The organism is Leeuwenhoekiella sp. MAR_2009_132 (assembly GCF_000687915.1).
Lineage (GTDB): Bacteria > Bacteroidota > Bacteroidia > Flavobacteriales > Flavobacteriaceae > Leeuwenhoekiella.
Genome location: NZ_JHZY01000002.1, coordinates 1724363 through 1737704, shown reverse-complemented (window position 1 = coordinate 1737704; position 13342 = coordinate 1724363). Strand labels below are relative to the sequence as shown.

11 protein-coding genes are annotated in these 13342 nt (G+C 35.0%); 5 read left to right on the top strand and 6 right to left on the bottom strand.

The genetic code is table 11. From position 1 onward, the window contains the following. Positions 1-37 precede the first annotated feature (37 nt). The 3 genes from P164_RS07375 to P164_RS07365 all read right to left on the bottom strand — a co-directional run bounded on the left by P164_RS07375 (position 38) and on the right by P164_RS07365 (position 2793). Positions 38-1249: a GAF domain-containing sensor histidine kinase gene (locus P164_RS07375; RefSeq protein ID WP_028375796.1), complete on the bottom strand. Its 1212-nt coding sequence runs from the start codon at positions 1247-1249 to the stop codon at positions 38-40. Between the two features lie 109 nt (positions 1250-1358). Next, a complete protein-coding gene (locus tag P164_RS07370; RefSeq protein WP_028375795.1) occupies positions 1359-2150 on the bottom strand; it encodes a TIGR02757 family protein in 792 nt (263 codons plus the stop codon). After that, positions 2131-2793, bottom strand: coding sequence for an ABC transporter ATP-binding protein (locus P164_RS07365; protein WP_028375794.1), 663 nt, complete (start codon positions 2791-2793; stop codon positions 2131-2133). The genes P164_RS07370 and P164_RS07365 overlap by 20 nt, the downstream gene beginning before the upstream one ends. Before the next feature lie 229 nt (positions 2794-3022). Here P164_RS07365 and msrA point away from each other — a divergent pair, with 229 nt between their 5' ends. Genes msrA through P164_RS07350 form a run of 3 tightly spaced genes read left to right on the top strand, consistent with a single transcriptional unit; the run spans position 3023 to position 4546 of the window. Next, positions 3023-3574, top strand: a complete 552-nt coding sequence (gene msrA / locus P164_RS07360) for a peptide-methionine (S)-S-oxide reductase MsrA (protein WP_028375793.1) — start codon at positions 3023-3025, stop codon at positions 3572-3574. 17 nt (positions 3575-3591) lie between these two features. Continuing rightward, a complete protein-coding gene (folE, locus tag P164_RS07355) occupies positions 3592-4191 on the top strand; it encodes a GTP cyclohydrolase I FolE (RefSeq protein ID WP_028375792.1) in 600 nt (199 codons plus the stop codon). A 43-nt stretch (positions 4192-4234) separates the two neighbouring features. Continuing rightward, complete coding sequence (locus P164_RS07350) at positions 4235-4546, top strand: hypothetical protein (protein ID WP_028375791.1); 312 nt, start codon at positions 4235-4237, stop codon at positions 4544-4546. Positions 4547-4575: 29 nt separating this feature from the next. Here P164_RS07350 and P164_RS07345 read toward each other — a convergent pair whose 3' ends face one another. Then, positions 4576-4968: a hypothetical protein gene (locus tag P164_RS07345; protein ID WP_051621268.1), complete on the bottom strand. Its 393-nt coding sequence runs from the start codon at positions 4966-4968 to the stop codon at positions 4576-4578. A 108-nt stretch (positions 4969-5076) separates the two neighbouring features. Next, on the bottom strand, positions 5077-7623 hold the full coding sequence (locus P164_RS07340) for an ATP-dependent Clp protease ATP-binding subunit (RefSeq protein WP_028375790.1): 2547 nt from the start codon (positions 7621-7623) through the stop codon (positions 5077-5079). Positions 7624-7869: 246 nt separating this feature from the next. On the opposite strand from P164_RS07340, the gene gyrA reads away from it, so the two are divergent. After that, positions 7870-10419, top strand: coding sequence for a DNA gyrase subunit A (gyrA, locus tag P164_RS07335; RefSeq protein ID WP_028375789.1), 2550 nt, complete (start codon positions 7870-7872; stop codon positions 10417-10419). Positions 10420-10448: 29 nt separating this feature from the next. Further along, entirely contained in the window at positions 10449-11717 is a 1269-nt protein-coding gene (locus P164_RS07330; protein WP_028375788.1) for a tetratricopeptide repeat protein, read from the top strand. 326 nt (positions 11718-12043) lie between these two features. Here P164_RS07330 and P164_RS07325 read toward each other — a convergent pair whose 3' ends face one another. Next, the gene (locus P164_RS07325; RefSeq protein ID WP_028375787.1) at positions 12044-13342 is read right to left on the bottom strand and encodes an amidohydrolase family protein; all 1299 of its coding nucleotides are present in this window, start codon (positions 13340-13342) and stop codon (positions 12044-12046) included.

Here is a 13342-nt window from a genome sequence, read left to right as displayed (position 1 = left end):
GTTTTAATTAGGTTTAAAGATAGTCAAACAAATATTCTTAAGAAAGCACCTTTTTAATTGTAAAGTCAAACGTAGTCCCGTTCTCTCCATCGCTATCTACAGTGATAATTCCGCCAAGTGAGTTTACTAGGTTTTTTACTGTAGAGAGTCCTATACCATTACCTTTTTTACCCTTATTATCGGTCTCTGAAGCTACTGTAAATAAATCAAAAATTGTCTGTTGTTTTTCTTTTGGAATTCCTCGGCCATTATCACGTATCTGAACATAATAATACGCTTGATCTTCAATACATCTAAAATCTATAACACCTGTTTCTTTATCATTATATTTTAGACTATTGGTGATTAGATTTATAAGAATTTGATTTACCGCAGCTTTATTAGTTTTCAGGTCTAAACTGTTTTCGGGAAGATTAATGATGTAATCTTCATTAATATTTAAAAGATCTATAAGATCTTCAAGAAGATCATTTAGGTTAAATTCTTCTACATTTTGAATGGTTAAATCTTCACTTTCATAGTAGGCGAGTAGATTATCTATATAATCACTTAAGGAAAACGACGATTGTTTGAGGTAAGCCAAATATTCATTGCCTTGTATATCAAAATGATTTCCATATTTAGCTTTAAGAATATCTGTTGTGATGATCATATTTGCAAGGGGCATTTTCATATCGTGAGATACAGTGCCTGCAAAAGTTTTTAATTGATCATTTTTTGCGTGCAGCAACTTTTCAATTTTAACCAGACTAATATTATTACGTCTCAACTCAAATAGATTTTCAACTTGAGTAGCAAGGTCTTTAAGAGAATTAATTTGAACATCAGAAAGCTTTTTGGGTTTTTTATCTATCACACAAAGCGTTCCTAAAGCCTCACCTGTGGGTGTTAGTAGTGGTACTCCTGCATAAAAAATTACAGGAAAATCTGCTGAAATTAAGGGGTTGTCTTTAAAGCGGTCATCTAATCTAGAGTCAGGTACAATCGTAATTGTCTTAGGCTTTAAAATTGCGTGTGCACAAAACGAAATCTCCCGATCACTCTCACACAAATCCCATCCAATTTTAGATTTAAACCATTGTTTATCTTCACTAACCAGTGAAATTAAGGCTACAGGAACATCACAGATTACCGAAGCAAGCCTCGTAATAATATCAAAATTAGGATCTGACGCACTCTCAAGTAACTGTAATTGCTCCAATTGTAAAATTCGGCTTTGTTCATTTTTTGGGAAATCAGGTACTTGCATGATGGATATTAATTACATTAATTAAGCCTACTCTGAAATAAAAAATGAGTATCCTAATTTCGTTAAATAATAGACTGTTAAAGAAATGCAAAATTACAATTTCTAAAAATTAAAATAAGTCCTTTTCAAAAGCACTTAAACCAAAAAGTGCAAAGTCATATTTCACAGGATCTAGAGGATCTAATACTCTAAGATATTGATCAAGCTCTTCTACTGCTTTTGCATCGTTTTGTGAGCGCTTCAATAACCCCAATTGTCGGGCAACTCTACCGCTATGTACGTCAAGAGGGCAGGAGAGTTGTGCGGGTGTGATACGTTGCCATATTCCAAAATCCACACCAGCCAGGGCTGGTCTAACCATCCATCTTAAGAACATATTGATACGTTTTGCCGCAGAATTTTTTATGGGATCGCTAACGTGTTTTTGAGTTCGGTTTAAATGGGGTATCTCAAAAAACAGCTTCTTAAACTCACTAATTGCAGGTTGCATGCCAGAATTTGAGGCATGAATACTAAAGGCGTATTCTAATCCTTTGTGATGAGTGTATATATTCTTTAAACTTGTAATAAACGTAATTAAATCTGTGCCGTTAAAGGTGCGGTGCACAAAATTCTGAAGCGTCTTTAAATCTTCAGAAGAATGATTTTTTATAAAATCGTAAGGCGCATTACCTTGTAATTCTATAAGTTTATTACCATTGTTAATGATGCTTTTTCGGTTTCCCCAGGCAATGGTAGCCACCAGAAAACCTATAATTTCAATATCTTCTTTTTTAGTAAATTGATGTGGAATTTGTATAGGGTCTGTGCCTATAAATTTTGGACTTTCATAAAGAGCAGCCTTTTCATCTAAAAATTCTTTGAGTTCGCTCTTTTTGAGCTTAAGAGATGATTTTGCCATCTACCATAGTTAATTTACGATCTGCCATTGCAGCCAGATCTTCGTTGTGGGTTACAATTACAAAGGTTTGATTGTAGGTGTCCCGAAGTTTAAAAAATAGTTTGTGAAGGTTTTCTGCAGACTCACTATCAAGATTACCAGAAGGTTCATCTGCCAGAATTAAAGCAGGCTCGTTAACAAGTGAGCGAGCTACAGCTACACGTTGTTGCTCACCACCAGAAAGTTGATTTGGTTTGTGATGTATACGATGGCCCAGACCTAAAAACTCAAGCAATTCTTTAGCTTTTTTCTCAGCTTCATGTTTGTCTTTTTTTGCAATAAATGCAGGAATACAAACATTCTCAAGCGCCGTAAACTCAGGTAATAATTGATGAAACTGAAAGATAAAACCAATATTTAAATTTCTAAATCGGCTAAGTTCTTTTTCGTTAAGCGTTGAGATTTCAATATCATTTATAGATAGATGTGTATTAGGTATTTTATCTGCGCGATCTAATGTTCCCAGAATTTGCAAAAGTGTTGTTTTTCCCGCACCACTTGCTCCAACAATAGAAACAACCTCACCATCTTCAATTAACAAGTCAACACCTTTTAAGACTTGTACGTCTCCATAGGATTTAAAAATAGATTCAGCTTTAATCATAAAGGCAGTGCGTGATTTAATGTAATTTAAGATCAACTAAAGCGACTATTTTAACCACTTTTATTTTAGAAAAAACAGTGTTTTATTAAGGTCACAAAGATAAAGCACCCTTTATAATAATAATCGATAACATTGTTTTTTATCGTTTTGTTTAACGATTTAAAGAAAAGTATTAACAAAAAGTTAAACTAAATTCTAAGATATACTTAGAGTCTAAATTTGCGATGCTATGAATACTAATTTAATGACTGCAACCTTTGCAAACGGATGTTTCTGGTGTACTGAGGCTGTTTTTCAACGTTTTAACGGAATTTATAATGTACGCAGCGGTTACACGGGCGGAGCCATAAAAAATCCACCCTATCGTGAAGTGTGTCAGGGTAGAACTGGCCACGCTGAAGCTATTCAGTTTGAATACGATCCTGCTGTAATTTCCTATCTAGAGTTGCTTCAAATATTTTTCACTACACACGATCCTACAACATTAAATCGCCAGGGCAACGATGTGGGAACACAATATCGTAGTGCAATTTATTATCATTCTCAAGCGCAATTTTTAGAAGCTCAAAAATTTATCGCTCTTTTAGAGGAAGAAAAGATATTTGATTCTAAAATCGTCACCGAGGTAACCGAAGCAATGCCTTTTTACTTAGCGGAAGAAGAACATAGTTCATATTACAATAACAACAAACAACAAGGTTATTGCCAGTTTATTATAGATCCTAAAATTAACAAGATTAAGAAGCTTTTTCAGGATAAATTGCAAGAGGCCTATCTTTAAAAACAAAAAAATTGCTTATGTCACCCTACAAAAAGTTTGAAGAGTATAACATTACCGTTAAAGATGAAATAAAGAACAATTATGAGGCTATAATTAGAGGACTGGGTGAAGATACTTCTCGTGAAGGTATTTTAAAAACACCTGAGCGAGCAGCAAAAGCAATGATGTATCTAACGAGTGGTAATGATATAGATCCTGCGGCTATTTTGAAAGGGGCTATGTTTAAAGAAGATTACAATGAGATGGTTATTGTAAAAAATATAGAATTATATTCTCTCTGCGAACACCACTTGTTACCTTTTTTTGGTAAAGCACATATTGCTTACATACCTAACGGACATATTGTAGGATTAAGCAAAATACCACGTATTGTAGATGTATTTGCACGTAGGTTACAGGTTCAGGAACGTTTAACTCACAATATTTTAGAATGCATAAATGACACTTTAAAACCTCAGGGAGTGGCAGTAGTGATTGAAGCTTCTCATATGTGCATGATGATGCGGGGTATTCAAAAACAAAATTCAACAACTACAACATCTGGCTTTAGAGGACAATTTGAAAAGATTGAAACACGCAATGAATTTTTAAAGCTTATTAGTTCAGATTTAAGGTAACTCTGGCAGGTTATTTGCTTTATATTTATAAAAACAAATAGTTATGAAGACTTTAGACTATAATTTATTGATGAAAGGCATTTTCTTTGATGCTGTAGGTATGCTAAGTATGGCAATTCCTGTAGTTGGGCCTTTTCTAGATTTAGCTTGGGCTCCTGTAGCTGCTAAACAAATGCAAAAAATGTATCCTGGTCGTAATGGAAAGTTTGCTTCTGTTCTTGTTTTTATAGAAGAATTACTTCCTTTTACAGATATCATCCCTTCATTTACCTTAATGTGGGTTTATACCTTTTTAATAAATATTGAACCTAAATCTAATAGGGGTAAAGTAATACCTATACGAGTAAATAAATAAGAATTAAAAAAGGTGCTCAAGCACCTTTTTTAATTTGTATCTATTGATTTTTTAACCTCTGCATTTATCCATTTTTCTGCGTCACGTTTCGTTTCAAATATTCCGAACGGTTTATTAAAAAACTGACCTTCAATTTTGGCATTACCTCTTCCTATTGACGTGCGGCTAACTATTGCAAAGGCTCGCAAATTATCTATTTTATTAAGTTCTAAATATATTAACGGATTAATACTGTAAGAGTGATTACGTACAGAGATATAACCGAAGGGTTGATCATTAAAATAATCAAGGCAGGCATTTAAAAATGCTTTACGATCATTCTCATCAAAATTTATATCAGGATTTACAATACCCAGGGCATAGAAATCTGTAAATTCTATGATACCTGCTTTAAGTTGTATTAGCTTTCTTGTTAATCCCATAATTAAATATAATTAAATTGTAAATAGAAGAGTTTAAGAAAATGTTATAAATAAAAAAAGAACCACATTTGTGGTTCTTTTTTTTTATGGTTTAATGTTCTGAAATGCTTAAGATTGAGCAGAATTTTCAGCCTTTTCAATTTTAATTGATAACTCATCTTTACCGTCTTCGATATCCATAAAGATATTATCTCCTTCAGCAATTTTTGCAGTAATGATTTCTTCTGCAAGAGCATCTTCAATATATTTCTGAATTGCTCTTTTTAATGGTCTTGCACCATATTCTTTATCAAAACCTTTCTCACTGATAAAATCTTTTGCTTTCTCACTAAGTTGCAAATTGTAACCTAAAGATTGTATGCGATTGAATAATTTTTTCAATTCGATATCAATAATTTGGTGTATTTCTTTACGGTCTAAAGCATTAAAGACAATAACATCATCTACACGATTCAGGAATTCTGGTGCAAAAGCCTTTTTCAAGGCATTTTGAATAATTCCTTTAGCATTTTCATCTGCCTGATCTTTTCTGGCTGCGGTTCCAAAACCTACACCCTGGCCAAAATCTTTTATTTTACGTGCGCCAATGTTTGATGTCATAATAATAACCGTATTCTTAAAGTCGATTTTACGACCCAATGAATCTGTTAGATACCCATCATCTAATACTTGAAGCAGCATATTAAACACATCTGGATGCGCTTTTTCAATCTCATCAAGAAGTACTACTGCGTAAGGTTTTCTGCGTATTTTTTCAGTAAGCTGACCACCTTCTTCATATCCTACATAACCAGGAGGTGCACCAATTAAGCGAGATACGGCAAATTTCTCCATATACTCACTCATATCTATACGTACTAATGCATCTTCATTGTCAAACAATTCTGTAGCTAGAATTTTCGCTAATTGAGTCTTACCAACACCGGTTTGACCTAAGAAAATAAAGGATCCAATAGGTTTGTTAGGATCTTTTAATCCTGCTCTATTGCGTTGTATAGCTTTAGCAACTTTAGCAACAGCCTCATCCTGACCTATAACTTTATTTTTAATAGACTTAGGTAATTCAGCAAGTTTATTACTCTCTGTTTTAGCAATTCTCGTAACTGGAATACCAGACATCATAGAAACTACATCAGCAACATTATCTTCAGTAACGGTTTCTTTATGCTGTTTAGAATCTTCTTCCCAGGCTAATTGAGCAGCTGCTAAATCTTTTTCAATATTTTTCTCATCATCACGTAACTTTGCAGCTTCCTCATATTTTTGTTTTTTAACCACAGAGTTTTTGCGTTCGCGTACTTCTTCCAGTTGACGTTCTAAATCAATTATTTTCTTAGGTACGTCTATATTGATGATGTGTACTCTAGAGCCGGCTTCATCTAAAGCATCTATTGCCTTATCGGGTAGGAAACGATCTGTCATATACCTGCTCGTTAAAGTAACACAGGCTTTAATGGCTTCAGGAGTATACACTACATTGTGATGATCTTCATATTTATCTTTAATATTATTAAGAATCTCAATAGTTTCTTCCTCATTTGTTGGTTCTACAATAACTTTTTGAAAGCGTCTTTCTAGTGCACCATCTTTCTCGATATACTGTCTGTATTCATCAAGAGTAGTTGCTCCTATGCATTGCAGTTCGCCACGTGCTAAGGCCGGTTTAAACATATTGCTCGCGTCAAGTGAACCTGTTGCACCACCTGCGCCTACAATTGTATGTATTTCGTCTATAAAAAGAATAATATCAGTATTCTTTTCAAGCTCGTTCATTACCGCTTTCATGCGCTCTTCAAACTGACCTCTGTATTTAGTGCCCGCAACTAAACTCGCAAGGTCAAGAGTTACAACGCGTTTGTCAAAAAGTATACGTGATACTTTACGTTTTACAATACGCAATGCAAGTCCCTCTGCAATAGCAGATTTACCCACACCAGGCTCACCTATAAGTAACGGGTTATTTTTTTTACGTCTACTCAAAATTTGAGAAACACGTTCAATTTCTTTCTCGCGGCCTACAACAGGATCTAGCTTGTTTTCTTCAGCCATTGCTGTCAAGTCGCGCCCAAAATTATCTAAAACAGGAGTCTTGGATTTTTTGTTGGTTTTATTTCCGGGAGCATTAAAAGGATTTTCTTTTGAAGATTCTGAAGCAGTATCATCATCACTAAAAGATTCACTTTTAATTGGCTCTATATAATCGTCATCGCTGGTCATCATAAGTTTAAATTGATCTTTTACATTATCATAATCTACTTTGAGTTTGTTTAGCAACTTGGTTGTAGGATCATTCTCATTGCGTAATACACAAAGTAAAAGATGCGCTGTGTTAATAGAAGAACTTTGAAAAAGTTTAGCTTCTAAAAAAGTTGTTTTTAATGCGCGCTCTGCCTGTCGCGTAAGATGTAGATTTTGCTTCTCGCTGCTGCCCAGTTCTGTACTTGGGTTGGCCGGGCTTAAAATTTCAACTTTACGCCTTAAATGGCTCAGGTCAACATCTAATGCCTGAAGAATTTCTATAGCTTTTCCGCTTCCGTCACGTAGTAATCCCAGCATAAGATGCTCGGTTCCAATAAAGTCATGACCTAGTCGTAAAGCTTCTTCCTTGCTGTACGCAATTACATCCTTAACTCGTGGTGAAAAATTATCATCCATAAACACTCCTATCTTTTTCTAAGTTTTTAAATAACAATTCAAAAACCGTTCCGTTGATATCACTTTAAGTAAATTGACAAAATTACTTTCAAAGAGACAATGGAAGTTAAGCATACTTATTAAAAAGGGAAACATATTTTTGTTAATAAAAAGCAATATAGAGCAGTGGGCTAAATACTGATAACACAGGAGAAAAACGTATATTGCCCCTTACTGTTTAAACCAAAAATTTAAAGATAAATACATATGGCTGAAGGAGAGAAGTTAATTCCTATCAACATTGAAGATGAGATGAAATCAGCCTACATTGACTATTCAATGTCGGTCATCGTGTCACGTGCACTTCCAGATGTACGAGACGGTTTAAAACCTGTACACAGACGCGTTTTATTTGGTATGCACGAGTTAGGTGTTAGATCTAACACTGCACATAAAAAATCTGCTAGAATAGTAGGTGAGGTTCTAGGTAAATATCACCCGCACGGCGATACATCTGTTTATGATACTATGGTGCGTATGGCTCAGGAATGGTCATTGCGCTATATGCTTGTAGATGGTCAGGGTAACTTTGGTTCTGTAGATGGTGACAGCCCGGCTGCAATGCGATATACAGAGGCTCGTATGCGCAAAATCTCTGAGGAGATGCTTGCGGATATAGATAAAGATACTGTAGATCATCAACTTAACTTTGATGATACGTTAAAAGAGCCAAAAGTATTACCCACCCGAATTCCGGGTCTTTTAGTTAATGGTGCTTCTGGTATTGCTGTGGGTATGGCGACAAACATGCCGCCGCACAATTTAACCGAAGTTATTAACGGAATTTCAGCATATATCGAAAATAACGATATCGAAATAAATGAATTAATAACTCATGTCACTGCCCCAGACTTTCCTACAGGAGGTACAATTTACGGTTACGAGGGTGTACGTGAGGCTTTTAAGACGGGTCGTGGGCGTGTTGTTCTAAGAGCAAAAGCTGTAATTGAAGAAGTTAAAGGTCGCGAGTGTATTATCGTCACAGAAATACCATATCAGGTTAATAAAGCCGATATGATTAAGAAAACCGCAGATCTTGTTAATGAGAAGAAGATAGACGGTATCGCTTCAATACGTGACGAATCTAACCGTAATGGTATGCGTATTGTTTACGTATTAAAACGTGATGCAATACCTAATATCGTTCTTAATACCTTATATAAGTATACCGCTTTACAGTCTTCTTTTAGTGTTAATAATATTGCATTAGTTAATGGAAGACCAGAAATGTTGAATCTAAAGGATATGATTCATCATTTTGTTGAGCATCGTCACGAAGTTGTGGTACGTCGTACTCAGTTTTTATTAAATAAGGCTGAAGAACGTGCACATATTTTAGAAGGGCTTATAATAGCATCAGACAATATAGATGAGGTTATAGCAATAATACGTGCAAGTAGTAATGCTGAAGAAGCACGTACTAAATTGATGGAGCGTTTTGAGCTTTCAGAAATTCAGGCTAGAGCTATAGTAGAGATGCGTTTGCGTCAATTAACGGGTCTGGAGCAAGACAAGTTAAGAGATGAGTATGCAGATATAATTAAGACTATTGAAGATCTTAAGGGTATTCTTGCAAGCAAGGATCGTAGAATGGAGATCATTAAAGAAGAGTTACTCGAGATCAAAGATAAGTATGGTGATGAGCGTCGCACTACAATAGATTTTGCGGGTGGTGATGTTAGTATAACAGATTTAATTCCTGATGAGAAGGTTGTATTAACCATTTCTCACGCGGGTTACATTAAACGTACTTCATTATTAGAATATAAAACTCAGAATAGAGGTGGAGTAGGTCAAAAAGGTTCTACAACTCGTAATGAAGATTTCTTAGAACATCTATTTGTGGGTACAAACCACCAATATTTGATTTTCTTTACTCAAAAAGGTAAATGCTATTGGATGCGTGTGTTTGAAATTCCTGAAGGAAGTAAAACTTCTAAAGGCCGCGCCATTCAAAACCTCATAAATATTGAGCCAGATGATAAGGTAATGACCTTTATATGTACAAATGATCTTAAAGATGAAGAGTACATCAACAGTCATTATGTCATAATGGTGACTAAAAAAGGGCAGGTTAAAAAAACATCGCTAGAACAATATTCACGACCACGTACTAATGGTATTAATGCAATTACCATTAAAGATGATGATGAATTACTTTCTGCTAAACTTACTACAGGAGATAGCCAGGTTGTGCTGGCAATCAAGTCTGGCAAGGCCATTCGCTTCGAAGAAGAGAAAACCAGACCTATGGGAAGAAACGCTTCTGGAGTGCGTGGCATAACTCTTGCAGATGATAATGATGAAGTAATAGGAATGGTAGCTGTTAATGATGCAGAGTCTAATATACTTGTAGTCTCAGAAAATGGTTATGGTAAACGATCTCTAGTAGAAGATTACCGCGTTACAAATCGTGGTGGTAAAGGGGTTAAAACAATTTCTATTACAGAAAAGACAGGTAACCTAGTAGCTATTAATAACGTAACAGATGAAGATGATTTAATGATCATTAATAAATCTGGAATTGCGATTAGAATGGCTGTTTCAGAATTACGCGTAATGGGTAGAGCTACTCAAGGTGTACGTTTAATTAATTTAAAAAATGGGGATACCATTGCAGCAGTTACTAAAGTTAAGAAAGATGAAGATGCAATTGACGATGATGATTTAGAAGATCGTGATGAAACTTTAGAAACGTCTGCAACTAAAGATGAACATATAAATAATGAAAAACCTTCTTCTGACGAAGAAGAATAACCAAAGTTGAATATTAAATTAATAAAATAATGAAAACGAAATCTTTATTATTAGCGGCACTATCATTTACCGCTTTAACTTTTGCGCAGAAGAAAGAGATAAAATCTGCGGAAAAAACAGTTGATGCCGGTAGTTATGTGCAGGCACAAACTGAAATAAGTGGTCTTGAAAGTATGATGGGCCAGATGGATGAAAAAGAAAAAGAATATTATTACTTCATAAAAGGTAGAGCTTATTTAGGAGCAGACGATAATAAAAAAGCAGACGATCTTTTAAAAGCAATGGAAGCTTTTACAAAAGTTAGCGAGTTTAATGGAGGTAGCAAGTACGGTCAGGAAGCTACACAGTTTAAGCAACAAGCGATGAACGCAGTTATTTCTTCAGCTGTAGATGATCAAAATGCTGAAAAATATGATGCGGCTGCAACTAAATTATATACACTTTATACATTAAGCCCAAAAGATACATCATATCTATATTTTGCTGCATCAAATGCTGTTAATGGTCAAAATTATGACACTGCTTTAGATTATTACACGCAGCTAAAAGATTTAGGATATACTGGTATTGAAACTAAGTTTACAGCAAAAAATAAAGAAAACGGTCAGGTAGAGAGTTTTAACTCAAAACAACAACGTGATCTTTTTGTGAAATCAGGTTCTCACGAAGATCCAAAAACAGAAGTTACCGAATCTCGCGCTGGAGAAATAGCAAAAAATATCGCTTTAATCTATGTTCAGGAAGGTGAAAATGAAAAGGCAATTTCTGCTATTGATGATGCACTTGCTGAAAACCCAGACGATGATGCACTTCTACGTTCTGCGGCAGATGTTTACCTAAAAATGGATATGACAGCTGAATATGAAGCAGCTATGAATAAGGTTATTGCTAAAGATCCTAATAATCCTGGTCTTTATTTTAACCTTGGAGTAGGAGCATCTAAAGCTGGGAATGATGATAAAGCAATGAGTTATTACACAAAAGCTTTAGAAATAGATCCTAACTATAGTGCAGCTAACTTAAATATTGCCGCATTAATGCTAGGTAAGGATAAGGAAATCATTGAGCAAATGAATACTTTAGGAAACAGTAAGGCAGATAATGCTAAATACAGTGAGCTAAAGAAAAAGCGCTTAGCTTTATATAGCGATGCCGTTCCTTATTTAGAAAAAGCTATCGCTGGTGAAGAAGTAAATATTGAAGCAGTACGTACATTGTATAATATACATGTTCAATTAGGTAATACTGCCGAAGCTGATAAATATAAAGCTCAATTAGATAAATTAGAAACTAAGTAATTCTTTTTTTCCGATTAAATAATAAAAAGCCCGATCTCTGATCGGGCTTTTTTTATATCATATTTTATATAGTTTCATTCTTTGAGTGTTCTTTTAGGCTATTAGAAAGCGCGAAAAGAAGTTGTAATTTAGTAATGTCTTAATCTTAAAAAAATAGTTACTGGCGATTTTTTAATTGCTAAAATTTTAAACTGGGGAGAAAATAACAATGCTGAATAGAGCCATTTAAACTTTTATTCAATATTGTTTTATGTTAGATACTTATAGGAACAAAAAAGGTTCGGGTTAAAAACCCGAACCTTTTAACTTTTAATTTATGATAAATGTTATTCAGTTCTACTGTATTTATCCATATAACGTTTATATAGCTTAGTTTGATGACTTTCTAAACTTATAGATCTACCTGAAATCATTGCTCTTGTAATAGTATTGCCTTGCATTTCAAGAGCATTTCCTTTACTAACAAATAATGTAGCATCTTTTCCTGCTTCTAAAGTTCCTAATTGATCAGAAACTCCAAGAATGATTGCCGGGTTTTTTGTGATAAGTTGTAAAGCATCTTCAAAGCTTAAACCATGAGCCGTAGTTTGACCGGCATAAAATGGAATGTTACGGGATTGCCAGTATTCACCACTATTTCCTAAAGCTACAGTTACCTTAGCATCTATAAGATCTTTTACCATTTTAAAAGAGATATTGTAATCATCATCTTCTGCATCTGGTAAACTGTGTACTCTGGCCAGAATTACAGGAACATTGGCTTTAGCGATTTGATCTGCAACTTTGTAACCTCTGTAAGCTCCTACAAGTACAAGTTTTTCAATCTTCAAGTCTTCTTTAAACTTTAACACATCAAGAATTTCTTTATCAGAATCTACATGAATGTATAAATTCTGTGTTCCATTAATTATTCCCTGCATTGCTGCATAGGGTAGATTCTTAATAGAGGAATCGCCAGAAGTGAATGCACGGGATTGCGCAATAAAGTCTTCAATCTCTAAAATATCAGATTTGTAATCTTTATTAGGGCTGTATCCGGGATCTTCACCTTCCCACCAGCGGCCTCTCTTATAACTGTTTGGCCAATTTAAATGAATTCCATCACCGCGTTTTACCACAGCATCTTCCCAGTTCCAGGCATCTAATTGTACTACAGATGATTGTCCAGAAATCGTACCACCCTGCGGAACCGCCTGTGCGATAAGAATCCCATTTGGTCTCATACTTTCTACAACTTTAGATTCTGCATTATAAGCCACAATAGCTTCAATATGCGGGTTGTATTCTCCTATTTCGTCCTGATCTTCAGTAGCTCTCACAGCTTCAATTTCAACCAGACCTAATGTGGTGTCAGGGGCAATAAAGCCTGGGTAGATGTGTTGACCCTCTATGTTTATGATTTCCCCGCGTAAAGGCATCTTAGTAGTTAAGGCGTCGTAAACACCTGTAATCTTTCCGTCTTTAATAAAAATTAGGCTTTTTTCTATAACCGTACCATTACCAATATGTGCTGTGCCGCCGGTTAGGGTTATTTCTCCTGTTTGTTTTTGAGCTGGAGTTTGCTGAGCTTGTACTGTAAAAGTCGCAAGAAGCAGCACTATAAATAGTTTATTTAGCGTCTTCAT